The sequence below is a fragment of the Paractinoplanes abujensis genome (assembly GCF_014204895.1).
Classification (GTDB): Bacteria; Actinomycetota; Actinomycetes; order Mycobacteriales; family Micromonosporaceae; genus Actinoplanes; species Actinoplanes abujensis.
In genome coordinates, this window is the sequence record NZ_JACHMF010000001.1 from 8,927,622 (window position 1) to 8,953,230 (window position 25,609).

The following is a 25,609-nucleotide window of genomic DNA, read 5'->3' on the forward strand; positions in this document are numbered from 1 at the left end:
ACCCGTGTCGTAGCTCACCAGCCGTTACTTTTGCCCGTATCATCCCGTTCATGTGTGGGCCGTCCCGGCTCGGCGAACGAGAGTTGTCGGGGGGTCCCGGTAGGCTCGCCGCGTTCTGACCACCACCTGGGCCGATCGGGAGTGCCACCTCGTGACCGCGGAGATCCTGTACGGGGCCGATGACCTCACGCACCTGGAGGGGCTGGACGCCGTCCGGAAACGCCCGGGCATGTACATCGGCTCGACCGACAGCCGAGGCGTCAACCACCTCGCCAACGAGATCATCGACAACTGCACCGACGAGGGCGTCGGCGGGCACGCCACCAAGGTGTCGGTGATCCTGCACGCCGACGGGTCCGTGCAGGTCGACGACGACGGCCGGGGCATCCCCACCGCCGTCAACACCAAGTCCGGCCTCAACGGCGTCGAGCTCGTGCTGACCCGCCTGCACGCCGGCGGCAAGTTCGGTGGCTCGGGCTACAAGACCTCCGGCGGCCTGCACGGCGTCGGCGCCTCCGCGGTCAACGCGCTGGCCCTGCGGTTCGACGTCACGGTCAAACGCGACGGCAAAGTCCACGAGATCTCGTTCCAGCGCGGCGTCCCCGGCTCCTTCGACGGCCCCGGCCCGCAGGCCCGCTTCCACCCCGAGTCCGGGCTGCGCGTCGTCCGCCGGATGAAACGGGGCGAGCCCACCGGCACGTCCATCCGCTACTGGTACGACGCCCGCTACTTCGAGACCGGCGCCCGGCTCGACGTCGACAACGTACGGGCCAAACTGCGCAACACGGCCTTCCTCGTCCCCGGCGTGCTCTACTCGCTGCGCGACGAGACCGCCGAGGAGACGACGAACGAGACCTTCCACTTCCCGCACGGGCTCACCGACATGGTCGAGTTCCTCACCCACGCGGGCGACAAACCGGTCTCCGGCATCCTCCTGGTCAACGGCGAAGGCACGTACAAGGAAAACGCCGCCGACGAGAACGGCGTGATGCAGTCCAATGTCGAACGCCGGGCCGAGGTCGAGATCGCGTTCCGCTGGGGCACGGGCTACGAACGTACGGTCGAATGCTTCACCAACACCATCCGCAACATGCACGGCGGCACCCACCGCAAAGGCTTCGAGCGCGCCCTGGTCCGCGCCCTCACCGAGGCCATCCGCAACACGCGCGGCCTGCTCAAGCCCAAGGAGGACCCGCCCGTCCTCGACGACCTGCTCGAGGGCATGACCGCGGTCATCCACGTCCGCATCCCCGAGCCCCAGTTCACCTCGCAGACCAAGGACGAGCTCTCCACCGCCGGCATCACCCGGGTCCTCCAGGGCCTGGTCGAGGCGCACGTCAAGGAGTGGATCGACGGCCGCAAGACGAAGGCCGAAGCCCGTACGGTGCTGCAGAAGGTCGTCGACGCGGCCCGCGTCCGGCTCACCCAGAAACAGCAGAAGGACGCGGCCCGCCGCAAGACCGCCCTCGAGGGCGCCTCGATGCCGCCCAAACTGGTCGACTGCCGCGCCACCGGCATCGCCCGCTCCGAGCTCTACATCGTCGAGGGCGACAGCGCGCTGGGAACCGCGCGCATGGCCCGAAGCTCCGAGTACCAGGCGCTCCTGCCCATCCGCGGCAAGATCCTCAACGTGCAGAAGGCCTCGCTGCAGCAGGTTCTCGACAACAACGAGTGCTCGGCGATCGTGCAGGTGCTCGGGGCCGGCTCGGGCCGCACGTTCGAGCTCGGCGCGATGCGCTACGGCCGCGTCATGATCATGGCGGACGCCGACGTCGACGGCTCACACATCCGCACCCTGCTGATCACCCTGTTCGCCAAGTACATGCGCCCGGTGATCGAGCAGGGCCGCCTGTTCGCCGCCATGCCCCCGCTGCACAAGGTCGTCACCAAGGGCCGCAACTCCCAGACGATCTTCACCTACACGCAGCAGGAGATGGAGTCGACGGTCGCCCGCTTCGAGCGCGGCGGCACCCAGGTGCAGAAGCCGGTGCCCCGGTTCAAGGGCCTCGGCGAGATGGACGCCGACGAGCTCTGGGACACCACGATGAACCCGGCGACCCGCACGGTCCGCCGCATCACGCTCGACGACGCCGAACGCGCCGAGGCCACCCTCGAGCTGCTGATGGGCGAGCGCGTCGAACCCCGCAAGAACTGGCTGATCGAGGCGGCGGGCCGCATCGACCAAGAGACGATCGACGCCTGAGAGGTCGAAGCTTCATGGCACGCCGTAAGAACACCGACAACCGCGTCGACCTGTCCGCCTTCGACCAGGCCGGCGCCCGCGTCATCGACAACCCGCTGACCACCGAGGTCGAAGACTCCTACCTGGAGTACGCGTACTCGGTCATCCACTCCCGCGCCCTGCCCGACGCCCGAGACGGCCTCAAGCCGGTCCACCGCCGCATCCTGTGGTCGATGTATGAGCAAGGACATCGCCCCGACCGGCCCTATGTGAAGTCGGCCCGGGTGGTCGGTGACTGCTTCGTCCGTGGCGCTCTCGTCGCCACCCCGGACGGACTTCGGCCGATCGAGACCTTCGAAGTCGGTGACGTGGTGCTCGACCCGGCCGGCCAGTCCGTGCCGGTGACCGCTGTCTACGAGAACCCCGTCTCGGCACTGGTAAAGGTCAAGTGGGCCAACGGGCAGACGATGACCGTCACACCCGGCCAACGTTTCCGGGTGGTCACCGACGACTACCGAACCGAGTGGGTGGACGCGAAGGACTTGGCGGGGCGGCTGGTCCTCACGGCGAGCACAGTCCGGCGCGCGGCGGTTTCTCCGAATGAGGACTCGTACGCGTACGTGCGCGGGCTCGTCGTGGCCGAGGGCTTCGCCGTCGACAGGGCTCGAGCCGCCGACGGCCGCGTTCGCATTCACATGTGCGACGTGGAGCCGCTGGACTTCGCTCACGGCTGGGCGATCGAGGCCGGGTTGAATGTCTCGCGCGGAAAGCGGAAGCGGGCCAAGCCATCGCACCGCGACCAGCACATCGTGACTTTCGCCCGGCATGACGGCCTTCTGGAAGCCGGCTCCCCGTTGAGCGAAAACAAGTTCGTGCCGGCCGATGTCCTGGCCGACCGGAGTTCATGGCTTTCTTTCCTGGCCGGCTTTTTTGACGGCGACGGATATGTGCGCAAGGCTCGACGCGAGGTTGTTCTGGTCAGCACGAGCGAACGACTGGTCGGCCAGCTCTACGCAATGCTGACCGATCTGGGAATCATTGGACATCACTGGCGCAGCGGCGTCGATGCCGATCGCAAGACGTTATTCGGATTGTCGGTCGGTGGTGGCGACGCGCAAGCGCTGGCGGCCGCGATGCTGCCTTTCGTCCGGGTGGGCTACAAGCAGGACGGCCTCCGCGCGATTCTTGACGTGACGTATTCCTACGGAAAGAAGCAGGGCAGCGACCGCTTGCCCGCTCGAAAGCTTTTCGAGGCGTTCAGCACGGCCCATCTCGGTGGTGGCTGGTTCCGGGGCGCCGACGGCAAGGCCTTCCGGTCAGCCGTTGCCGCGCGCTACGGCAAGGACAGGCGCGGCATCCCGCTGGCCGAGCGCCTTTTCCCCATGGCCCAGGCGGAGCGCGAGGGTTGGATCGAGAAGCTGGATCGTATCGGTTCGCCGCTGGCCGCCCGCTTGGCCGCGTTGTCCGGGTTCTCCTTCCTGAGCGTCGAAACGGTCGAGGATGCTCCGGGCGAGGTAACCTATGACATTCAGATAGGCACCGACGAGCACGCTTTTGTTGCCGAAGGCAGCGTCGTTCACAACTGCATGGGTAAATATCACCCGCACGGTGACGTAGCAATTTATGATGCGATGGTCCGGCTCGCCCAAGATTTCTCGCTGAATGCGACGTTAATTGACGGGCATGGCAATTTTGGGAGCCCAGACGATGGGCCGGCCGCCAGCAGGTACACCGAGGCGCGGATGTCGCGTGAGGCGATGTTGCTGGTCGGGGAATTGGGCGAGGGCACGGTCGACTTCAAGCCGACTTATGACGGGTCGGATCTCGAGCCCAAGGTGCTGCCCGCGGCTTTCCCGAACTTGCTGGTCAACGGCACGTCGGGCATTGCGGTCGGGATGGCGACCAACATGATTCCGCACAACCTGGGCGAGGTTGTGGCGGCGGCACGGCATCTGATCACGAATCCGGACGCGAGCCTCGACAAGCTGATGCGCTTCGTGCCGGGGCCCGATCTGCCGACCGGTGGGCAGCTGCTCGGCCTGGACGAGGTGCGGCGGGCGTACGAGACCGGTCGGGGGGTGGTGCGCATGCGGGCGCGGGCCCAGACCGGGCCGCTCGAAGGTGGTCGTGGGCGGCAGGCGATCACCGTGACCGAACTCCCGTACGGGGTGGGAACCGAAAAGATCATCGAAGCGATCACCGACGAGGTGAAGGGCAAGCTGATCGTGTCGGGGCCCAAGCGTGGGCAGCGGCAGGCGGCTCGGCTGCAGGGCATCGCCGACGTCAAGGACCTGACCGACCGCGAGCACGGCACCCGGCTGGTCATCGAGTGCAAGGTCGGCGTCAACCCGCAGGCCCTGCTGGCCGACCTTTACCGGCTGACCCCGCTCGAGACGTCGTTCGGCATCAACAACCTGGTGCTGGTGGACGGCCAGCCGCAGACCCTCGGGCTCAAGGCGCTGCTCGAGGTCTTCGTGCAGCACCGCTACGAGGTGGTCACCCGGCGCACCGAGTTCCGCCGCACCAAGCGGCAGGACCGCCTGCACCTGGTGGACGGCCTGCTCATTGCCCTGATCGACATCGACCGGGTGGTGGCCATCATCCGGGGCAGCGACGACGCGGCGTCGGCCAAGGCTTCCTTGATGCAGGAGTTCAGCCTGAGCGACATCCAGGCCACTTACATCCTGGACACCCCGCTGCGCCGGCTGACCCGTTTCGACCGCATCGAGCTCGAGACCGAGCAGGAGCGGCTGCGCAACGAGATCGCCGAGCTCAGCAACATCCTCGACAACTTCGAGGTGCTGCAGCAGCTGGTCTCCGACGAGCTGGCCGAGGTGGCGTCCGAGTTCGGCAACCCGCGGCGCACCACGCTGATCGACGGTGACCTCAAGGAGGTGCTGGCCGCCTCCGCGCCGGCCGGTCCGCTCGAGGTGGCCGACGACCCGTGCCAGGTGATCCTGTCGGCGACCGGTCTGATCGCCCGTACGGCGGCCGAGAGCGAGGAGGCCACCGAGGGGCGCAGGCGTTCGGGCCGGGTCAAACACGACGCCGTCCGCGCGATCGTGCATTCGACCGCCCGAGGCCGCATCCTGCTGATCACCAACCGGGGGCGCGCGTTCAAGACCGACGTGCTGCCGCTGCCGGTGCTCCCCGAACAAGTCGGTACGGTGTCGATCCGCGGGGGCATGTCGGCCTCCGAACTGGTGCCGCTGGAGAAGGGCGAAAAGGTGGTCGGCCTGGCCCCGCTGGTGGCCGGTGACTCCCCGGGCATCGCGATGGGCACCCGGCACGGTGTGGTCAAAGTGTGCGCGCCCGAGTGGCCAGTGCGTTCCGACGAGTTCGAGGTGATCACGCTCAAGGACGGCGACGAGGTTCTGCAGGCCACGTGGCTCACCGGCGGCGCCGAGTCGCTGGTGTTCGTCACGTCCGACGCGTCGCTGCTGCGGTTCCCGGCCAAGACGGTGCGGCCGCAGGGCCTCAAGGGCGGGGGCATGGCCGGGGTCAACCTGACCGCCGACGCCGAGGTGGTGTCGTTCAACGTCGTGGTGACGGCCGACAATGATCACGGCGAGCCGATGGTGGTGACGTCCACGGGCACGCAGACGAAGGTGTCGCCGTTCGCGTCGTACCCGGCCAAGGGCCGGGCCACCGGTGGCGTACGGGCGCAGCGGTTCCTGAAGGGGGAGTCGCGGCTCACGGTGGCCTGGGTCGGGCCGCGGCCGGTGGGTTCGAGCACCACGGGCGACCCGATCGACCTGCCCGAACCCGACGCGCGGCGCGACGGCTCGGGCGAGGCGGTGCTGATGGCGCCGCAGATCATCGGCCACCTGATCGAGCGCGGCTAGGTTCTCACCAGGGCGCGTCGGGCCCGACGTCGAGCAGTTCGACGATCAGCAGGGCCCGGCGCACGACCTGTTCGGCGGCCGCGGCGTCGGGCCACGAGTCGCGCGGCTCGACGGTGAACAGCTCGTGCTCGCGCACAGTGAAGGGCGGGATCTCGCCCGACAGGAACGACTGGCGCAGCAGGGGCCGCTCCAGCCGAGGCGAGTCGCCGACGAACACGTACGGCAACCGCACGGCCATCGGCGGCTCCTGCAGCGGCAGCCGGACGACGACGAACAGGCCCCGGCCGTCCGGGTTGAGCGTGGCGTTGCCGAAGGCGCCGCCCTTCCACTGCACCTGACCGAAAGTGATCGGAAGCCCGTCAACGGTGCCGGTGAAGGCGAACCGGACCCGGCTCGACCCCTTGAGGTGCAGGTCGGACCACGGCCACTCGCGCTCACCGGGGTCGATCGGCGTCCAGCCACCGGCGGCGGCCCAGCCGACCAGCGACCGCAGGGTCAGCGCCCGGCCGGCCGTGACCCACGTGGTCAGGCCCAGACCCAGCGCGAGCAGCACGCCGCAGCCCGCGAACTCGCGGAACCGGAACGCCGAGACCACGCAGAACACGGTGGGGAGGGCCCACAACCCGGCGATCCACCACGCCCGCGTATCGATGCGCATCGCGCACAGAGTGACAGATCAGGGCATCGGGCGGCGTCCCGCGAAGCCCAAGTCGGCGCGGTGATACCAGTTCAGGCCGGCCTCGCCCTCGAGCCAGCAAAGATCCACGTCGACGCCGTCGATCTCGGACGGGAAGTCGACAAGCAGCGGCGCGAGGCTCTTGAGCACGGCGCCGGTCTGCTGCACCACGGTCATCAGGTCGTCCAGCCGTGCGGTGGCGGCCTTCCACTCCGGCATCCCGCCCAGCGGCGTCGGCGGGCCGCCGGCCCCGATCACCGCCCCCAGCTCGGCCGCATCGGCACGCAGCGCCACGATCTCCTCCAGCACGGGCTGTAGCCGTTCGAGCTCTTCCCGCGCCTCGCCAACCGTGAATAGCCCCATGAGCAGAGACTGCCAGTCCGGACGCCAAGATCCCACTACTGCGGGACGGATTTTTCGACCTCCGAACCGGCCTCAGCGACACGCCCGGTAACGGGTGCACCGGCCGCACCGACACGCCCGGCAACGGGTGCACCGACCGCACCGACACGCCCGGCAACGGGTGCACCGAACGGCCGACGTGCTCGGACGGCGGGGTGCACCGTAACGGCGGGGATGCCCCCGGGCTCAGCGAGGCGCGACGGACTCGACGAGGCCGTATCGGGACATCACGGCCGCCCGTCGCTCCCGGTTGACGGCCCGCACCCGCCGCCCGACCGCCAGGCCGTCGAGCAAGGCCCAAACCCCCAGCCCGCCCAGCGTGAACAGCATGGCGATCGAGCGCCCGGTGTCGCCCAGATAGAAGCGATGCCCGCCGATGATGCCGAGAACGGCCCAGAGGGCGTACGCGATCCGTGGGTCCTTGCGCACGGAGGCGAACTCGTCCTCGGCCCGGAGGACCCGGATGCGGTCCCACTCGGGGAGTGCGGACGGCGGGTGGGGGAGCGCTGGCGACGCGGGGCGGCCCGGCGACTCGAAGCGGCTCCAGGACTCCGGCGGCAAGGTCACCGCGGCAACGATAGTCGGCGAGGGACTATAGAGGCGTGGATCTACAGGTTGTGGAACAGGTCGCCCAGCTCACCGAGTGGGTGGGCGAGGGCGGCGTAGTGATTCTGAGCGGCGCCGGCTTGTCGACCGAGTCGGGCATCCCGGACTATCGGGGCCCGTCCGGTTCGGCCCGGCGCAGCACCCCCATGACCTACCAGACCTTCACCCGTGACCCGATCGCCCGCCGCCGCTATTGGGCCCGTTCCCATCTGGGCTGGCGCACCATCGGCGAGGCCCGTCCCAACGCTGGTCATCGCGCGGTGGCCGAGTTGCAGCGGCGCGGCCTGGTTGGCGGCATCATCACGCAGAACGTCGACGGCCTGCATCAGGCGGCCGGCGCCGCCGACGTGGTCGAGCTGCACGGCAATCTGGCCCGCATCACGTGTCTGGCCTGCGGCGACCTGACCCCGCGGGAGCTGCTGGCGGAGCGCCTGGACGCCGTGAACGCGCGATTCGCGGCGAGCGCCGTCGCGATCAACGCCGACGGTGACGCCGAGCTCGACGAGACCGACCTGGACGGGTTCACGGTCGTCGACTGTTCCGGTTGCGGCGGCATGCTCAAGCCGGATGTCGTCTATTTCGGTGAGACGGTGCCCCCGGCTCGGGTCAGTCGCAGCTTCGAGTTGGTCGCCGGCGCCCGTACGTTGCTGGTTCTGGGTTCGTCCTTGACGGTGATGTCGGGCCGCCGGTTTGTGTTGCGCGCGGCCAAGGACGGCATCCGGGTGGCGATCGTGAACCGGGGCGTGACGCGGGGCGAACCGTACGCGGGGCTCAACGTGGATGCCCCATTGGGCATTGTTCTGCCTAACCTCGTCGATGCCCTGGCGACCGTTTCGCCCGCAAACGCGGGTGTTTGAGGGGCCGTTAACGAGGTGGGTCCCCGCGGGTTATGGGACTGAAACCTAAATAATCCAGTGGCCCCGTTGACGTGACTGGCCTCACTGGCGTTAACTGCCGAAACCGCTTCCGAAACCGGTTCCGAAATCCGGTCGCAACGAAGTGGTGACACGTCAGGAGGACCAGTGCCAATCACCATCGCCGATGTGGCGGCCCGGGCCAAGGTCAGCAAGACGACCGTGTCCCGAGTGCTCAACGGCAAGGGTGAGCTGGACGAATCCACTGCCGCGCGGGTCCGGGCGGTGATCGACGAGCTGGGTTATGTGCCGAGTTCGCGGGCCGTCGGGCTGGCCCGCGGGCGGACGCGCGTGGTCGGCATGCTCGTGCCCTCGCTGACCTGGCCGTGGATCGGCGACGTGCTGCAGGGCGCGGTCGACGTGCTCGAGACCGAGCGCTACGGGCTGCTGCTGTTCACCTGCAACCGCGGCGAGGAGTCGATGCGTCAGTTCGGCGCGCAGGTGTCCGCCAAGTCGTTCGACGGCCTGCTGGTCATCGAGCCCGAGGGCACCCTCGACTACATCGCCACGTTGCACCGCCGGGGCCTGCCGGTCGTGCTCATCGACGACCGCGACCAGACCTCCGGCGAGATCCCCAGTATCGGCACCACCCAGCACGACGGCGCCGGTTCCGCCGCGCGGCATCTGCTGGAGATCGGGCGCACCCGCCCGTTGATGATCTCAGGGCCGGAACGGTTCGGCTGCACCCAGCAGCGTCACGCCGGCTTCGCCTCGGTCTTCGCCGACGCGGGCCACCCGATCGCCGCCGACCGGCTCTTCGTGGGCGACTTCACCTTCGACCGGGGCGCGGACGCCGTGCACGCCGCGCTGGAGTCCGGAGTGGAGTTCGACTCCGTCTTCGCTCACAACGACCTCGCCGCCATCGGCGCGATGCAGGCCCTGCTCGACGCCGGGCGCCGCATCCCGCAGGACGTGGCCGTGGTCGGCTTCGACGACATACCGACCGCGGCGCACACCCAGCCGCCGCTGACGACCGTGCATCAACCGCTGCGCGAGATGGGTGAGGCCGCGGCACGCACGCTGCTCGCCCACTTCGAGGGCACACCCCTGCCCAACCGTCCCACGATCATCCCCACGACCTTCACCACCCGCCCTTCCACAGTGGCCTGATCCATAACGAACACGGGTGCCGGTGAACCTGCCGGTGCCGCGATAGCGCACGCCCCTCTCACCCCGATTCCGTAGCATTCGAGGAGTTTTGTGATGCAGAGAAGGAAACTGTTCGCGTACGCCCTGGCGGGTGTGCTCGCCACGGGCGGCCTGGCCGCGTGCGGCGACTCGCCGAACAGCAACAACGCCAACAACGCGAACAAGTCGTCGGTCGACTTCCTCAAGATCGGCATGCCGAACGGCACGCAGACCGAGAACCACAACCCGTTCGCCGGCACCTCCTCGGCGAACGCCCTCGGGTACAAGTGGATGATCTACGAGCCGCTGACCCAGTGGAACCCGGTGCGTCCGGCCGAGCCGGCGATCCCGTGGCTGGCCAGCGGCGTCAAGTGGGCCGACGACTACAAGTCGGCCGAGGTCACGGTGCGCGACAACGCCACCTGGTCGGACGGCCAGAAGCTGACCGCCGAGGACGTGGCGTACACGTTCAACCTGCTCAAGAGCAACGAGGCGCTCAACCAGAACGCGATCCCGTTCGACCAGATCACGGTCGCGGGCAACGTCGTGAAGGTGACCTTCAAGACGCCGCAGTTCGTCAACCAGAACAAGATCATGGCGAGCACCCCGATCGTGCCCAAGCACATCTGGGAGAAGATCTCGGACCCGGCCACCGACATCAACAAGACCCCGGTCGGCTCGGGCCCGTACACGCTGAAGTCCTTCACCCAGGCCGGCGTCACGCTGTCGGTGCGCACCGAGGGCTACTGGGGCACGGTTCCGCAGGTCAAGGAGCTGCGGTACGTCTCCTACGCCGACAACAACGCCCAGGGCACCGCGCTGGCCAACGGCGACTCCGAGTGGTCGTTCGTCTTCCTGCCCAACCCGAAGGCGACCTTCATCGACAAGGACCCGGAGCACCACAAGGTGTGGGCGCCCGGCGTGCTCGGCATCCACGGTCTCTACATCAACACCACGATCAAGCCGTTCGACGACGTGAAGCTGCGTCAGGCCATGAACATGGTGATCAACCGGACCGACATCTTCACCCAGGCCGAGGCCTCGTACTTCCACCCCGAGATCAAGAGCGTGACCGGCCTGCCGCCGGGCGCCGGTGACGCGTTCATCGCTCCGGAGTACAAGGGCAAGGAGTTCTCGAACGACGTCGAGGGCGCCAAGGCCCTGCTGCAGAGCGCGGGCTACAAGCTGAACGGCAAGGTGCTCAGCGACCCGTCCGGCAAGCCCGTCAAGATCAAGCTCAGCGACCCCGCGCCGTGGTCGGACTACCAGACCTCGCTCGAGATCATCAAGAGCAACTTCGCCGAGATCGGCATCGAGGCGACCGTCGAGAAGCCCAACCAGGACGTCTGGGACAAGAACGTGCAGACGGGCGCCTTCGAGGCCTCGATGCGCTGGACCAACGGTGGCGCCACGCCGTACGACATCTACCAGACCGTGATGGACGGTGACCTGCTCAAGCCGATCGGCACCGCCGCTCAGCAGGGCAACTTCGGCCGCTTCAAGAGCCCCGAGGCCACCGCCGCGCTGACCGCGTACAAGAACGCGACCAGCGACGAGGCCCGCACCACCGCGATGAACCAGATCCAGAAGGTCTTCGTGGAGCAGGCCCCGATGTTCCCGGTCGGTGCCGACAACGTGGGTGCCGCCTACAGCGACAAGAACTGGACCGGCTGGCCCACCGACGAGGACCCGTACTCGGGTGCGCAGCCGACCCAGCCGTACGTGTCGCTGATCATCGGCAAGCTCAAGCCCGCCAACTCCTGATCGCCGGCGCCGCTCCCCGTGCCGCGAGGCGCGGGGAGCGGCATTCCACCACCCCCCGCAAAGGAAGAACGCCATGACGTCTATTCAGGACGCCAAGGCGCCGGCCGGCGAGGTGGTGCTTGAGGCGATCGGCCTGACCAAGCACTTCCCCGTTCGCCGGCGACTGCGCCAATTTTTCACCCGGGAGCAGAACGCGGTCCACGCCGTCGACGACGTGAACCTCACTCTGCGCCGCGGCCAGGTGGTCGCACTGGTCGGCGAGTCCGGCTCGGGCAAGTCGACGGTGGCCCGCCTGCTGGCCCAGCTCTACCCGCGCACCGGCGGCGACATCCGCCTGCACGGTGAGACGACGAAGGTCAAGGGCGGCAGTGCCTTCCGGGCGTACGCGGCCCGCGTCCAGATGATCTTCCAGGACCCGTTCGCGTCGCTGAACCCGGTGCACACGATCCGGTACCACCTCACCCGGTCGCTCAAGATCCACGGCAACGCGGGCAAGACCGACGACGACCTCGAGAACGCGCTGCGCGACCTGCTGACCCGGGTCAGCCTGACGCCGGCCGAACGTTATCTCGACAAGTTCCCGCACGAGCTCTCCGGCGGCCAGCGGCAGCGCGTCGCGATCGCCCGCGCGCTCGGCGCCGACCCCGAGGCCCTGCTGGCCGACGAGCCGGTGTCGATGCTCGACGTGTCGATCCGCCTGGGCGTGCTCAACCTGCTGCGTGACCTCAAGGAGCGCCTCAACCTGGCGATCCTCTACATCACCCACGACATCGCGTCGGCTCGCTACTTCGCCGACCAGACGCTGGTGATGTACGCGGGCCGGATGGTCGAGGGCGGCGACAGCGAGACCGTCACGCAGACCCCGGCCCACCCGTACACCCGGCTGCTGATCGACTCCGCGCCCGACCCCGACCGGCTGGCCGGTGACGTCAACCCGCTGGACGAGGACCGGGGCAACGGCGAGCCGCCGAGCCTGATCCGCCCGCCGTCCGGCTGCCGGTTCCACCCACGCTGCCCGGCCGCGATGGCCCGGTGCAAGACCGATCTGCCCATACGGCTGGAGATCGGCGACGTTCCCGGCCACTGGGCCGCATGCTGGCTGTACGACGAGGCCACGGTCGCGTCGGCGACGCCCGGAGAGGCGGCGGCGAAGTGAAGTACTTCCTGCAACGCATCGCGTTCTACCTGTTCACGGCCTGGGCCGCGATCACCCTCAACTTCTTCATCCCGCGCCTGGTACCGGGCGACCCGGTGCAGTCGCTGATCGCCAAGTTCCGCGGTCAGCTGAGCACCGAGGCCATCAACTCGCTGTACGTCCTGTTCGGCCTGGACGACAACAAGGGCCTGTGGGCGCAGTACGTCGACTACTGGAAGCAGCTGTTCCAGGGCGACCTCGGCCTGTCCTTCACCTTCTTCCCGTCGCCGGTCGCGGACATCATCGGCGACGCGCTGCCGTGGACGGTCCTGCTGGTCGGCATCACCACGGTGATCAGCTTCCTGATCGGCACCGGTCTGGGCGTGTTCGCCGGCTGGCGCCGCGGCTCGTGGACCGACGGCCTGCTCCCGGTCACCACGTTCTTCTCGTCGGTGCCGTACTTCTGGCTCGGCATCATCGCGATCTACCTGCTGACCGGCCCGGACAGCTTCTTCCCGTCGTCCGGCGGCTTCGAGTCGTCGCTCGTGCCGGCCTGGGACCAGTACTTCATCCCGAGCGCACTGCAGCACAGCTTGCTGCCCGCGCTGACGATCCTGATCTCGTCGGTCAGCGGCTGGATCCTGAGCATGCGCAACATGATGGTGACGGTCTCGTCCGAGGACTACATCACCGTCGCGCACGCCAAGGGCCTGTCCGAGCGGCGGGTCGCGGTGAGCTACGCCGCCCGCAACGCGTTGCTGCCCAACATCTCCGGGTTCGCGCTGTCGCTCGGCTTCATCGTCGGCGGCACCCTGCTGGTCGAGATCGTCTTCTCGTACCCGGGCCTCGGCTTCATCCTGCTGCAGGCGCTCGGGGCCAAGGACTATCCGCTGATGCAGGGCATCTTCCTGGTCATCACGATCTCGGTGCTGGTGGCCAACCTCCTGGCCGACCTGGCCTACCTGCTCCTCGACCCGCGCACCCGCAAGGAGGGCTGAGCGATGACGATCCCCACCTCGAGCACCGCCCAGGTCATCCCCGGCCAGGGGGCCATGGCCGCGCCGGAACCCGCCAAGCCGGCCAAGGCCAAGCGGCAGCGTTTCCTGTTCCTCAAGAACAAGAAGGCCGCCTTCGGTCTGATCATCCTGGGCGTCTACGTACTGTTCGCGATCATCGGCCCGTGGGTCACCCCGTACGACCCGGACGCACGCAGCAACGACCTGATCCAGCCGCCGTCGGCCGACCACTGGTTCGGCACCACGCACCTCGGGCAGGACGTGTTCAGCCAGGTGCTCGACGGCACCCGCCCGGTCGTGTTCGTGGGCTTCCTGGCCGGCACCATCGCCACCGTGCTGTCGGTGATCATCGGCATCACGGCCGGCTACCTGGGCGGCAAGACCGACGACACGCTGTCCGCGCTGTCCAACGTGTTCCTGGTGATCCCGGCCATCCCGCTGATGATCATCATCACCTCGATCCTGGACAACGCCAGCAACCTGCTGATCGCCTTGATCATCGGTCTCACCTCGTGGTCGTGGAACGCCCGGGTGCTGCGCGCGCAGACCCTGTCGCTGCGCCGGCGCGACTACATCGAGGCGTCCCGGGCCACCGGCGAGAAGACCTGGCGGATCATCGGCTTCGAGCTGCTGCCCAACCTGACCGCCGTGATCGCCTCCGGGTTCATCGGCACGGTCATCTTCGCCGTGCTCTCGCTGATCACGCTGGCCTTCATCGGCATCGTCTCGGCGGCCGGCTGGAACTGGGGCACGATCCTGTTCTGGGCGCAGGGCCAGCAGGCGCTGGCCCAGGGCGCGTGGTGGTGGTTCGTGCCGGCCGGTCTGGCCATCGCGTTCCTCGGCACGGCGCTCTCGCTGATCAACTTCGCGATCGACGAGTTCGTCAGCCCCCGCCTGCGCAGCGCGGGCAAGACCAAGCTCAAGACGGCCTCCGGCGGCACCGTACGGATGCGGATCGGCTTCACCCCCGTGCTGTCGAACTCGGCGGAGCCGCACACCCACGCGCGGGCGATCCCGATCAACACCGACGGCGCGACGCCGGTGGCCCGGAAGGTGGGCAACTAGATGGAACCGGTCCTTGAGATCCGCAACCTGAACGTCGAGTACGGCCTGGGGGACAAGGCCGTCCGCGCGGTCCGCGACGTCAACCTGACCCTGCACCGCGGCGAGGTGCTGGGCCTGGCCGGCGAGAGCGGCTCCGGCAAGTCGACGCTGGCCTACGGGCTGACCCGGCTGCTCGCCCCGCCCGGTGTGATCACCGGCGGCGAGGTCGTCTACCACCCCGAGAAGGGCGACCCGTACGACGTTCTCGGGCTGAGCGACAAGGCGTTGCGCGCGTTCCGCTGGGCCGAGACGGCGATCGTGTTCCAGGGCGCGATGAACTCGCTCAACCCGGTGCACAAGATCTCGACCCAGCTGACCGACGTGCTCAAGGCGCACGACCCGAAGATGAGCGAGCACAGCCGCAACGCCCGGGCCCGCGAGATGCTCAAGCTGGTCGGCATCTCGCCCGACCGGATGGACGCTTACCCGCATCAGCTCTCCGGCGGCATGCGCCAGCGCGTCATGATCGGCATGGCGCTGATCCTGCAGCCGCAGGTCGTCATCATGGACGAGCCGACCACGGCCCTCGACGTGGTGATGCAGCGGCAGATCCTGGGCCAGCTGATCGAACTGCGCGAGCGCCTCGGCTTCTCGGTCATCTTCATCACGCACGACCTGTCGCTGCTGGTCGAGTTCTCCAACCGCATCGCGATCATGTACGGCGGCCGGATCGTCGAGGAGGCGCCCGCCGCCACGATCTACCGGGACGCCCTGCACCCGTACTCGCGGGGTCTGCTCAGTTCGTTCCCGGCCCTGCGCGGACCGCGCCGCGAGCTCGCCGGCATCCCCGGGTCGCCGCCCGACCTGGCCGGCATGCCCACCGGCTGCTCGTTCCACCCCCGCTGTCCCAAGGCCTTCGAGCCGTGCCCGACGCACATCCCGGTGCTCGGGCGCCCGGACAGCCCGGACGGAGCCGCACGTTCCGTCGCGTGCTGGCTGCATCCCACGGAGCAACCCGTCGGATGAGCGAGAGGCCGGTCCGCTTCGGTGGACCGGCCTTCTCTTTACCCAAAATCCCCAACTGGAGTGCCATGAACCCCACCACCACCAAGGTCCCGCTCGCCACCGGCCTGCCGCCGAAGTTCCTCTGGGGCGTGGCCACCGCGTCCTATCAGATCGAGGGAGCTGTCGCCGAGGACGGCCGTACGCCGTCCATCTGGGACACGTTCTCCCGGCTCGACGGCGCGGTGGCCAACGGCGACAACGGCGACGTGGCGTGCGACCACTACCACCGGATGCCGCAGGACGTGGCGCTGATGAAGAGCCTCGGCGTCGACAGCTACCGGTTCTCGGTGGCCTGGCCGCGGGTGCAGCCCGGTGGCCGCGGCCCGGTCAACCCGGCCGGTCTCGGCTTCTACGAGCGGCTGGTCGACGAGCTGCTGGCGAACGGGATCGCCCCCTGGGTGACGCTCTACCACTGGGACCTGCCGCAGGAGCTGGAGGACGCGGGCGGCTGGCCGAACCGGGACACGGCGTACCGCTTCGCCGACTACGCGATGCTGGTCTTCGGCAAGCTGCAGGACCGGGTCGACACGTTCACGACCATGAACGAGCCGTGGTGTTCGGCCTGGCTGGGCTACCACGTCGGCGTGCACGCCCCGGGCCGCCAGGAGTTCGACGCCTCGCTGGCCGCGACGCACCACCTGCTGCTCGGGCACGGCCTGGCCACCCAGCGCATGCGGGCCGCCGAGACGAGGCCCCACACGTACGGGATCACTCTGAACATGGGAACGGCCGACCCGGCGGGTGACACCGAGGCGGATCGCGACGCCGCCCGGCGCGCCGACGGGATGGGCCTGCGCCTCTACCTCGACCCGCTGCGCAAGGGCGAATACCCCGCCGACGTGGTCGCCGACCTGGCCGCCCGCGGCTCGGCGATGCCCGTGCAGGAGGGTGATCTCGAGGTCATCTCGACCCCGTTCGACGTGCTCGGGGTCAACTTCTACTTCGGACAGAACTTCGCCGGCACCGACGTCGAGGGCAACCGGCACGAGGCGAACGGCGAGCCGGTCGTGCGGGCCGTGTTCCCGGACACCCCGCGTACGGCGATGGACTGGCCGATCACCCCCGAGCGCTTCACGCAGCTGCTCGTGCGGCTGCACCGCGACTACCCGGGCCTGCCCCTGATCATCACCGAGAACGGCGCCGCGTTCGACGACCAGCCGGACGAGACGGGCTACGTGGCGGACGACGACCGTACGGAATATCTGGCCTCGCACATCGCCGCGGTCGTGGCCGCCCGGGAGCAGGGCGCCGACGTGCGCGGCTACTTCGCGTGGTCGCTGCTCGACAACTTCGAGTGGGCCTACGGCTACGACAAGCGCTTCGGCATCGTCCGCGTCGACTACCAGAGCCTGGAGCGCACGCCCAAGCAGAGCGCCCTGTGGTTCCGCGACTCGATCGCCGCGCTGCGGTCCTCCTGAGCCACCCGGCCGGGCCTGCTCTTACCGGCGGGCCCGGTCGCCCGGCCGGCGCTGCTTCGGGGTGAAGGCCAGCACCGGTTCCGCGGTCTCGGCCAGCCCGCCCTCGGCCAGCAGTTGCGCGACCGGCAGGGTGGCCGCGCCCATCGCGACCGCGTCGGCGCCGAGTTCACAAATCGTGATGGTGGTCTGCCCGTACGGCCGGCGCAGCGCGTGCCGGGCCGCGGCCTCGCGGATCTCGGGCAGGAACCGCGCGCCGAACGCCGCCCCCGGGTCCCCGCCGAGCACTATCCGCTCCGGGCTGAACAGATTGATCAGGTCGGCCAGCCCTGCGCCCAGATAACCCGCCGTCTGCTCGAAGACCTGCCGGGCCGGCTCGGGCAGCGTCTCGCGCTCCAGATAGCCGTGCAGAAGCCTCTTCCCGTACGTCTCCCCGGTCGCGGCGGCCAGGCGGCGCCCGATCCGGTCGGCCCCGACGTACGCCTCCAGGCAACCCCGCGCCCCGCACCGGCACTCGTCGCCGTCGTAGATCAGGGTGGTGTGCCCCCACTCTCCGGCGTTGCTGTTCGCGCCCCGGTAGTAGCTGCGCCCGTCCATCACCACGGCCGCACCCACCCCCGTGCCGATCATGACGATGACGGCGTGCCGGGCGCCACGGCCCGCACCGAACCACATCTCGGCCTGACCGTGCGTCTTCGCGCCGTTCTCCACGAAGACCGGCACCTCGGTGCCGGCCCGCAGCATCGCGCCCAGCGGAACCGAGTCCCAGCCGGTGGACTGCGAATCGACCACACCGTCCTGATCGACCACGCCCGGCACCCCGACGCCGAAGCCCAGCACGTCGGACACGGCCACCCCGGCCTGCTCGACCACCTCGCGCAGGCCGGTCAGCACCCGGCCCGCGACCTGCTCGGGCTCGTCGTCGTGCTCCAGCGTCACCGCGGCCAGCCGGGTCATCGCCAGGTCGTACAGCTCGACCAGCACGCGCGTCTCGCCCACCTCGGCGCCCACCACGTAGCGGAAGTCGGGCCGCACCCGCAGCAGCACCCGCGGGCGGCCGCCGTCCGAGCCGACCAGGCCGGCCTCCTCGACGAGGCCTTCCTCGATCATCTCGCCGATCAGGTTGCTCACGCTGGCCTGGCTCAGGGCGGTGCTCGCGGCGAGCTGCTGCCGGCTCTGCAGGCCGCCGTGGAAGAGGTCGGTGAGCAGGCCGGCCCGGTTGGCCCTGCGCACGTCACGCACCGTCGTACGCCTGGTCTCCAACCTCGCACCCCGCTCTTCGATGATCCTCAGTCGTGCCATCCAACCCCAGCCCGCCGGAAAATCGTAAGCCGACGGTATTCGTGGCGGCATATCGTGCCCGAGTGACCGACTATCGCGACCTGAATCGCGCCAACTGGGACGACCGCGCGTCCGCTCATGCCGCTTCCCCCGGCTATGCCGTCGACCGTTTCGCCGCCGACCCGGCCTACCTGAGCGAGGTCGTGCGCTTCGATCAGCCCCTGCTGGGCGACATCGCCGGCCTGCGCGGCGTCCACCTGCAGTGCCACATCGGCACCGACACCGTGTCGCTGGCCCGGCTCGGCGCCACGATGACCGGGCTCGATTTCTCGGCGAAGTCGCTCGACGAGGCCCGGCGCATCGCGGCATTGGCCGGGGTCGATGTGTCATTTGTGCAGTCCGACGTGTACGACGCCGTGGCCGCGGTGGGTGACGGCTACGACCTCGTCTACACCGGGATCGGCGCGCTGTGCTGGTTGCCCGACGTGAAGCGGTGGGCGGCCACGGTTTCCGCGTTGCTCAAGCCGGGCGGCCGCCTGTTCATCCGCGAGGGCCACCCGGTCCTGTGGGGTCTCGACTACGACCGTGACGACGACGTGATCGCCCTGGCCTACCCGTATTTCGAGATGCAAGAGGGTCTGGTCTTCGACGAGGGCGGCACCTACGTCGACACCGATGTCGAGTTCGAGCACAACAAGACGGTGGAGTGGAACCACGGCATCGGTGAGATCGTGACCGCGGTGCTCGAGGCCGGGATGACGCTGACCGGTCTGGTCGAGCACACCAGCGTGCCGTGGGAGGCGCTGGAGAACGGGCGCATGCGCGACATCGGTAACGGTGAGTATCAGTTGGCCGACCGTCCTGAGCGTCTGCCCCACTCGTACACGTTGCAGGCAGTGAAGTCCCCCGTTTAGAGATCAAACGGATCGGGGTAACTCCGGCGTCGACCCCCCACCGCACTTCCGGCGTCAATCCCCACGGCATAGGAGGCCCCGATGCGCGCAGGCTCGATCGGCGGGCTGATTCTGATCATCTGGCTCGTGCTGGGCGGCGTGGCCGCCTACGAGCGTGGCTATTTCTCCGACACCAGCAACACCAGCTGTGCCGAGTTCGGCACGATCGCCGTCACCACGCTGGCCGGCCCCCTCAACTGGGCCGGCGTCAACCCGAAGATCACCTGCGACGTCGACGTGCCCGAACCCAGCAAGTAACCGCTGCACCCCGATGGCGCCGGCTGACCCCGGCGCCATCGTCCGTTCAGGGCGTTTTGTCCCCGGCTGGCCGTAACTCGGATGAGCCATGCGCGTTCCGGGGGGAAAAGGTAAGTTGAGTCGTGTGACGGCCGTGGCGCGAGTGCTTCCCCGGGAGTGGGACGGGCACCGCTTGCTGCGCTTCCTCGCCGGGCTGGCGATGCTGGCCCTGGCCTTCGCCGCTCACCTCGCCCCGGCCCAGCTGGAGACCGCCGCGCCCGCGCCGGTTGCCGCCGTGGCCAGCGTTGCTCCGGATGCCCCGGCCGCCCTCGTCGTGGATGAGCCGTCCGTCCCGCCCTTGGCGCCGCCCCCGGTTCTCCTCGCCGCGGTGACCGTGGTCCTTCTCGGCGTGGCGCTGCGGGTCCGCGCCGTCCGCGGCCCGCCCACGGTCTGATTCTTCGTCCCGCACCGGCAGCCCAGCGCTGCCCGCGGCGTACTGCCGCTTGCAGTCCAGCGTCCCGGGAGATCCGCGTCCGCATGTGAGGTTGCGATGGAAAGCGCCGTGCACAGCTTCTTCGTCTCCATTCCCCAGGCCGCCGCGTTGTGGCTGGTCATCCTGCTCGCCATCGCCGTGGCGGCGGTCTATGTGGCGCTGCCGCGGTCGGCCCCGCCGCAGCCGCTGACCCCGGCCCAGCGCGACAAGCTGCGCTTCGCCGACGAGGTCGCCGTGGCGGCCGACCGCGCCGCGGCCACCTGTGAACGCCTGCGGGCCGAGTGGTCCGCCGCCCAGGAGCAGGTGGACGCGGCCTGGCTGGCGTTCGCCGAGGCCGACCGGCGGGCCCGCGAGACCACCCGGGCCGCCGCGTTCCCGCTGATCAGCAAGCGCCGCAAGCCGGGGGAGAACGCCGACCGCCAGCGCTACCTGCACCACGCCGCGATCGCCGCCTGCCGCAACCGCGAGATCTCGATCGCCCAGCTCAACGACGTGCTCGCGCACCGCGGGTGGAACCCAAGGCTGCACCCGGTGGTGCAGGAGGGGTTGCTGCGCCAGGCCATCCGCGAGCACCGCCTGTCGCAGTACGAGGACGCTCAGAAGCGCGAACAGGTCGCCTGGCACGAGGCCGAGCTGGCCGCGGAGGCCCTGCGCAGCCTGCGGGCCGAGGCCACGGCGGCAGTCGTGCGGGCCGGCACGGCCGAGGAGCCGGCCGGTGACGAGTGGTTCGCCGACCAGTGGGCCACCGGCGAGATCCCGGCCGCGAAGGCGTACGCCTGACCTCCCCTGTGGAGAGGGACGAAGGTTCGCCCGCGACTGCCAGGTTAGGCGGGTACCGTAACCGGGCAGATTGACCGCCGATACCTTATGGGCAGGGGGCCAGAGCGTGGCATCAACTCCGGCGGGCGGCCAGCCGCCTGTACTCCGGATGCACCGGGCCGCGCGGGTGGAGGACGCCCTCCACGAGATCATCGAGCGCCGGTTGCGCAATCGTGGCTGGCAGCCGGTGATCACGGCCTACACGGGTTACGGCGCGCCCGGCTGGGCGCGCGTGATGGCTCGTGTGGTGCTCACCCGCGGCACGCAGAATCGTAAGACCCTGGACAAGGCCCGCGGCTGGCGCAGCTTCACCAGCTCGCCGGTGAACAACGCGATCGTGAGGATTCAGATCGGCGACAGCGTCACCGAGACGCGCACCGACCGCAGCGGCTACGTCGACACCCGCGTCAAGGGCGACCTCGAACCGGGCTGGGGCAGCGTACGGCTGTTCACCGAGGGCGCGGCCCCGGTCGAGGCGCCGATCCGCGTCGTCGACCCGGAGACCCGCTTCGGCCTCATCAGCGACATCGACGACACGGTCATGGTCACCGCGCTGCCGCGTCCGCTGCTCGCCGCGTGGAACACGTTCGTGCTCGACGAGCACGCGCGCATGGCCGTGCCCGGCATGGCCGTCCTCTACGAGCGGCTGATCACGGCCAACGCGGGCGCCCCGGTGTTCTACCTGTCCACCGGTGCCTGGAACGTGGCCCCGACGCTGACCCGCTTCCTCTCCCGCCATCTCTACCCGGCGGGCCCGCTGCTGCTGACCGACTGGGGGCCCACGCCCGACCGCTGGTTCCGCAGCGGTCAGGAGCACAAGCGCACGACACTGCAGCGGCTGTCCCGGGAGTTCCCGAACATCCGCTGGTTGCTGATCGGCGACGACGGGCAGCACGACCAGGAGATCTACTCCGAGTTCGCGCACGCCCACCCGGAGAACGTGGCCGCGGTGGCCATCCGGCGCCTGTCGCCCACCCAGTCGGTGCTGGCCGGCGCCATCCCCGGTCCCTCGGGCGAGGCGGAAGCGGTCGGCTCCGGTGGCAAGACCTGGTTCACCGCGCCGGACGGGGCAGGCCTGTGGTCGCTACTCCGCGATACTGATGTCGTCTGATTCCGCCTCGGCCGCCTCGGCCACCCGCTGGTGCAGCCGGTCACGGATCTCCTCGGGGGTGTACTGCCGGCGTTTACGCTCGGCCCGCGCCACCACAGCGCCCGTTGCCGCGACTCCCGCCAGACCGGCCAATCCCACTACCTTCCACCAACGCATCACTTGAGGATAGACACGTGGACGCCGCCATCAGCCTCGACGAGGCCATCGACCTGACCCGGACCGGGGACATCTGGATCTTCCGGGGGCGCACGGGCGCCGACCGGGCCATCCAGACGCTGACCAACAGCCCGGTCAACCACGTCGGCATGTCGATCGTCGTCGAGGACATGCCGCCGCTCATGTGGCACGCCGAGCTGGGCAAATCGCTGCCCGACCTGTGGTCCGGCACGTTCCAGCGCGGGGTCCAGCTGCACGACCTGCGCGACGCCGTGACCGTGTGGGCCCACCGCTACGGCCAGCGGGGCTGGCTGCGGCAGCTGGAGCCGGGCGTGTCCAAGGAGATGGAGGACAAGGCCCTCAAGACCGTGGCCCGGCTGGACGGCACGCCGTTCCCGTCGTCGGCCCAGCTGGCCTGGCGCTGGGTGCGCGGGCGGGTCCCGCAGGTGCGGCCCCGCTGGCGCGTGCGCGGCGGCAAGGGCCCGGCCACCGAGGCCGCGCTCGAGACCGCCTACTGCGCCGAGGTGGTCGCGGTGACGTACGAGGACATGGGTCTGCTGCCGCGCGGCAAACAGCCCAACTGGTACGACCCGGGCCGTTTCTGGAGCGGTGACGACCTCGACCTGAGCGACGGATTCACCCTCTCGGACGAGATCGAGGTGGACATCCCGGCCGGTTAGGGCCACGTTGTCCGCATGGGAGTGCGGTTGGTGGGGCGGGTGGCCGAGGTGGTCGCCCTCGACCGTCTGCGCGCCGCGGCCCTGCAGGGCACGGGTGGGATGGTGCTGCTGGTCGGCGAAGCGGGCATCGGCAAGACCGCAGTCGTCGAGGAGGCCGCAGCCCGGGCGGCCGCGGCCGGCATGACCGTGCTGACCGGCCGGGCCGACCCCGACGAGGGTGCCCCCAGCTTCTGGCCCTGGACGACCCTGCTGCGCGACGCCCCCGCGGGCCTGTCCCCGGCGCTGCTCACACCGGCCGGCTCGGACGCATCGGCCGCGCCCGCCCGGTTCCAGGCCGTGCAGGCCACGGTGGCCGCGCTGATCGAGGTGGCGTCGAAGCACCCGATGATGCTCGTGCTGGAGGACCTGCACTGGGCCGACGCCGCATCGCTGGCCCTGCTGACCGCCCTCACCCGCGAACTCGCCGGCTCGCGCATCCTGGTCACCGCCACCAGCCGGGACGCAGGCGCCGGTCTCGACGCCGAGGTGCTGCCGATCGGACCCTGGGACGCCGCGGCGGTCCGCGACTATCTCGCCCAGTCCGCCGACCGGGTGCACCCGAGCTGGACCGCCGCGCTCCACCGGCTCGGTGGGGGCAGCCCGCTCTACACCCGCGAACTCGTCCGGCTGCTGAGCCGCGAGGGCAAGCTCTCCGGGCCGGCCGGGGCCGTGGACCTGCCGGACGGGTTGCGCCGGCTGGTGGCCCGGCGTACGGGGCAACTCACGCCCGCCTGCCGGGTCATGCTCGCGACGGCCGCCGCCTACGGCGCCGACATCGACGTCGCGATCCTCGAGAAGGTCGTGCCGGTCGCGGCGGTGGGCGAAGCAGTCGCGGCCGGGGTGCTCGTCGACGACCCGTGGGCGCCGGCCCGGGTGCGTTTCGGGCACGAACTCGTGCGGCAGGCGCTCTACGACGGGCTCGGCCGTGACGAGCGGATCCGGGCCCACGCGGCCATCGCCGCCGCGCTCGAGGGGAACTGTGGCTCGCTCGCCGAGATCGCCCGGCACCGGGTGCGGGCCGCGGTGGACGACGACTCGCGGGCCAGGGCCACGGCGGCCTGCGTGGCGGCGGCCCAGGAGGCCACCCGCGGGCTGGACCACAGCGAGGCCGTGCACTGGCTGGGCCGGGCGCTCGACACCACGCCCGGCGACGCGCGCCTGCGGCTGGAGCGGGCCCGGGCGGCGTACCGGAACGGGCAGTTGGATGTCGCCCTGAACGACTGCGCATCGGTGGTCGACGAGGTGGGTGCGGCGGCCGCCCTGGTGATCCGGGGCCTCGGCGGGCCGCTCGCACCGGCGCTGCTGCGGCTCTGTGAACGCGCGCTGGCGCAGGACCTCGGCCACGCGGACCGGGCGAAAGTCCTTTCCCAGTACGCCTTCCTGCTCGCCGAGGACCGCGACCCGGAACGCGCCGAACGGATGAGCCGGGAGGCGATGGCGCTGGCCGAGGCCTCGCAGCGGCCGGACGCGCTGGTCGCCGCCGTCCACGCACGACACGAGACGATCGACCCCGTGGCGAGGATCGACGAGACCCGGACGCTGGCCCGCCGCAGCTGCGACCTGGCCGGCCCGAGCGGTCAGCCCGACGCCGAACTGTGGGGCCGCACGTGGCTGCTCGACTCGTATCTCGCGACGGGCGAACTGGCCGAGTTCGACGCCGAGACGAACCGCCTGTCCGCCCTCGTGGACCGGCTGGGCTGGCCGGTCGCGCGGTGGCATCTGTTGCGGGCCCGCGCCGCCCGCGCCCTGATCGCCGGTCGCCTCACCGCGGCATACGACCACGCGACCGAGGCCCGCGATCTGGCCGTCCGCTCGCAGGACCGCTCCGCGCCGTACCTCTACCTGGCCTTCCTCAGCGGCCTGGCCGCGCTGACCGGCGACTATGCCTGGGCCGACCCGCCGGCCTTCGGCGACGAGGACATGCCGATCGCGCTGGCCCAGATCGGGCAGATCGCGATGGGCCGCGGCGACCGGGACGCGGCCCGGGACGCGATCCGCCGCCTCCGTCCCGCCCTGCCCCGGCTGCCCGCCGACGGGCGCCGGACCTTCGTGACTGTCGTCGCCGGCGAGGTGGCCGCGTGGCTGGGCGACCTCGAACTGGCGGCCGACTGCTACACGCGCTCGCTGCCCCGCGCCGAGCTCTACCTGAACTCGATGTCGAGCTGCCACGGCGCGATCAGCCGCTCGCTGGGGACGATCGCGGCCGCCCTCGGCGATCCGGCGGCCTCGCGGCATCTGGCCGGGGCAGTGGCGATGGAGGAGCGGATCGGCGCGCCTGCCTTCCTGGCCCAGGCCCAGATCGCCTGTGCGGCGAGTCTGCGCGGCAGCGAGCCCCGCCGCTGCCGTGAGCTGGCGTCGGCCGCGCTCGCCACCGCCCGCCGGCTCGGCCTCACCGCGCTGATCGACCCGGCCACCGCGCTCGCTCGCGACGACCTCACCGCCCGCGAACGCGAGATCGCCGCCCTGGTCGCCCAGGGGCTGTCGAACCGCGCGATCGCGTCGCGGCTGGTGCTCTCCGAACGCACCGTGGAGACGCACGTGCGCAATATTCTGAGCAAGCTGGGCCTGAGCGGCCGGGCCGGCCTACGTGGCTCATCTCAGTATCAGCACTGAGGCCCGCGCGGCCCGCGGCGACGACGCTGAACCGC

Annotated in this window: 21 protein-coding genes and 3 pseudogenes; 19 read left to right on the top strand and 5 right to left on the bottom strand. The window is 70.0% G+C overall.

Annotation, left to right across the window (positions count from 1 at the left end; translation table 11 throughout):
• Nucleotides 1-151 precede the first annotated feature (151 nt).
• The 4 genes and pseudogenes from BKA14_RS41150 to BKA14_RS45445 form a co-directional block, all read left to right on the top strand.
• The gene (locus BKA14_RS41150; protein WP_184956125.1) at nucleotides 152-2,203 is read left to right on the top strand and encodes a DNA gyrase/topoisomerase IV subunit B; all 2,052 of its coding nucleotides are present in this window, start codon (nucleotides 152-154) and stop codon (nucleotides 2,201-2,203) included.
• 14 nt (nucleotides 2,204-2,217) lie between these two features.
• Nucleotides 2,218-2,478 (top strand): annotated as a pseudogene (locus tag BKA14_RS45435) (DNA gyrase subunit A); the annotation flags it as partial.
• Between the two features lie 171 nt (nucleotides 2,479-2,649).
• Nucleotides 2,650-3,276: pseudogene (locus BKA14_RS45640) on the top strand (LAGLIDADG family homing endonuclease); the annotation flags it as partial.
• A 477-nt stretch (nucleotides 3,277-3,753) separates the two neighbouring features.
• Nucleotides 3,754-6,027, top strand: a pseudogene (locus tag BKA14_RS45445) (DNA gyrase/topoisomerase IV subunit A); the annotation flags it as partial.
• Between the two features lie 4 nt (nucleotides 6,028-6,031).
• On the opposite strand, the gene BKA14_RS41160 reads toward BKA14_RS45445, so the two are convergent.
• The 3 genes from BKA14_RS41160 to BKA14_RS41170 form a co-directional block, all read right to left on the bottom strand.
• A complete protein-coding gene (locus tag BKA14_RS41160; protein WP_184956127.1) occupies nucleotides 6,032-6,685 on the bottom strand; it encodes a hypothetical protein in 654 nt (217 codons plus the stop codon).
• Nucleotides 6,686-6,703: 18 nt separating this feature from the next.
• Nucleotides 6,704-7,066 (bottom strand): DUF2203 domain-containing protein, encoded by a 363-nt coding sequence (locus BKA14_RS41165; protein ID WP_184956128.1) that lies wholly within the window; start codon nucleotides 7,064-7,066, stop codon nucleotides 6,704-6,706.
• 225 nt (nucleotides 7,067-7,291) lie between these two features.
• A complete protein-coding gene (locus BKA14_RS41170; RefSeq protein WP_239092644.1) occupies nucleotides 7,292-7,672 on the bottom strand; it encodes a TM2 domain-containing protein in 381 nt (126 codons plus the stop codon).
• Nucleotides 7,673-7,707: 35 nt separating this feature from the next.
• On the opposite strand from BKA14_RS41170, the gene BKA14_RS41175 reads away from it, so the two are divergent.
• From BKA14_RS41175 to BKA14_RS41210, 8 genes are all read left to right on the top strand, one after another.
• Nucleotides 7,708-8,568, top strand: coding sequence for an NAD-dependent protein deacetylase (locus tag BKA14_RS41175; RefSeq protein ID WP_184956129.1), 861 nt, complete (start codon nucleotides 7,708-7,710; stop codon nucleotides 8,566-8,568).
• 165 nt (nucleotides 8,569-8,733) lie between these two features.
• On the top strand, nucleotides 8,734-9,735 hold the full coding sequence (locus BKA14_RS41180) for a LacI family DNA-binding transcriptional regulator (RefSeq protein WP_184956130.1): 1,002 nt from the start codon (nucleotides 8,734-8,736) through the stop codon (nucleotides 9,733-9,735).
• A 93-nt stretch (nucleotides 9,736-9,828) separates the two neighbouring features.
• Nucleotides 9,829-11,517 (top strand): ABC transporter substrate-binding protein, encoded by a 1,689-nt coding sequence (locus BKA14_RS41185; RefSeq protein ID WP_184956131.1) that lies wholly within the window; start codon nucleotides 9,829-9,831, stop codon nucleotides 11,515-11,517.
• A 73-nt stretch (nucleotides 11,518-11,590) separates the two neighbouring features.
• Nucleotides 11,591-12,673 carry an ABC transporter ATP-binding protein gene (locus tag BKA14_RS41190; protein WP_184956132.1) on the top strand — a complete coding sequence of 361 codons (1,083 nt, stop codon included), beginning with the start codon at nucleotides 11,591-11,593 and terminating at the stop codon, nucleotides 12,671-12,673.
• Nucleotides 12,670-13,650 carry an ABC transporter permease gene (locus BKA14_RS41195; protein ID WP_184956133.1) on the top strand — a complete coding sequence of 327 codons (981 nt, stop codon included), beginning with the start codon at nucleotides 12,670-12,672 and terminating at the stop codon, nucleotides 13,648-13,650. Before BKA14_RS41190 ends, BKA14_RS41195 begins: the two co-directional genes overlap by 4 nt.
• Before the next feature lie 3 nt (nucleotides 13,651-13,653).
• The gene (locus BKA14_RS41200; RefSeq protein WP_184956134.1) at nucleotides 13,654-14,733 is read left to right on the top strand and encodes an ABC transporter permease; all 1,080 of its coding nucleotides are present in this window, start codon (nucleotides 13,654-13,656) and stop codon (nucleotides 14,731-14,733) included.
• The gene (locus BKA14_RS41205; RefSeq protein ID WP_184956135.1) at nucleotides 14,734-15,738 is read left to right on the top strand and encodes an ABC transporter ATP-binding protein; all 1,005 of its coding nucleotides are present in this window, start codon (nucleotides 14,734-14,736) and stop codon (nucleotides 15,736-15,738) included.
• 65 nt (nucleotides 15,739-15,803) lie between these two features.
• On the top strand, nucleotides 15,804-17,195 hold the full coding sequence (locus BKA14_RS41210) for a GH1 family beta-glucosidase (protein WP_184956136.1): 1,392 nt from the start codon (nucleotides 15,804-15,806) through the stop codon (nucleotides 17,193-17,195).
• 21 nt (nucleotides 17,196-17,216) lie between these two features.
• Here the strand turns inward: BKA14_RS41210 and BKA14_RS41215 are convergent, their stop codons facing one another.
• Entirely contained in the window at nucleotides 17,217-18,425 is a 1,209-nt protein-coding gene (locus tag BKA14_RS41215) for an ROK family protein (protein WP_239092643.1), read from the bottom strand.
• 131 nt (nucleotides 18,426-18,556) lie between these two features.
• Here BKA14_RS41215 and BKA14_RS41220 point away from each other — a divergent pair, with 131 nt between their 5' ends.
• From BKA14_RS41220 to BKA14_RS41240, 5 genes are all read left to right on the top strand, one after another.
• Nucleotides 18,557-19,387: a class I SAM-dependent methyltransferase gene (locus BKA14_RS41220; protein ID WP_184956138.1), complete on the top strand. Its 831-nt coding sequence runs from the start codon at nucleotides 18,557-18,559 to the stop codon at nucleotides 19,385-19,387.
• Nucleotides 19,388-19,468: 81 nt separating this feature from the next.
• Nucleotides 19,469-19,684 (top strand): hypothetical protein, encoded by a 216-nt coding sequence (locus BKA14_RS41225; protein WP_184956139.1) that lies wholly within the window; start codon nucleotides 19,469-19,471, stop codon nucleotides 19,682-19,684.
• Between the two features lie 124 nt (nucleotides 19,685-19,808).
• Nucleotides 19,809-20,117 carry a hypothetical protein gene (locus BKA14_RS41230; RefSeq protein ID WP_184956140.1) on the top strand — a complete coding sequence of 103 codons (309 nt, stop codon included), beginning with the start codon at nucleotides 19,809-19,811 and terminating at the stop codon, nucleotides 20,115-20,117.
• 96 nt (nucleotides 20,118-20,213) lie between these two features.
• On the top strand, nucleotides 20,214-20,936 hold the full coding sequence (locus tag BKA14_RS41235; RefSeq protein ID WP_184956141.1) for a hypothetical protein: 723 nt from the start codon (nucleotides 20,214-20,216) through the stop codon (nucleotides 20,934-20,936).
• 148 nt (nucleotides 20,937-21,084) lie between these two features.
• Nucleotides 21,085-22,086 (top strand): App1 family protein phosphatidate phosphatase, encoded by a 1,002-nt coding sequence (locus BKA14_RS41240; RefSeq protein WP_184957259.1) that lies wholly within the window; start codon nucleotides 21,085-21,087, stop codon nucleotides 22,084-22,086.
• On the opposite strand, the gene BKA14_RS41245 is transcribed toward BKA14_RS41240, so the two are convergent.
• A complete protein-coding gene (locus BKA14_RS41245; protein WP_184956142.1) occupies nucleotides 22,060-22,242 on the bottom strand; it encodes a hypothetical protein in 183 nt (60 codons plus the stop codon). The genes BKA14_RS41240 and BKA14_RS41245 overlap by 27 nt on opposite strands.
• Before the next feature lie 17 nt (nucleotides 22,243-22,259).
• Here BKA14_RS41245 and BKA14_RS41250 point away from each other — a divergent pair, with 17 nt between their 5' ends.
• Both BKA14_RS41250 and BKA14_RS41255 read left to right on the top strand, forming a co-directional pair.
• Nucleotides 22,260-22,922, top strand: a complete 663-nt coding sequence (locus tag BKA14_RS41250) for a hypothetical protein (protein WP_184956143.1) — start codon at nucleotides 22,260-22,262, stop codon at nucleotides 22,920-22,922.
• A gap of 15 nt (nucleotides 22,923-22,937) precedes the next feature.
• Entirely contained in the window at nucleotides 22,938-25,574 is a 2,637-nt protein-coding gene (locus tag BKA14_RS41255) for an ATP-binding protein (protein WP_184956144.1), read from the top strand.
• The last annotated feature ends 35 nt before the right edge of the window (nucleotides 25,575-25,609 follow it).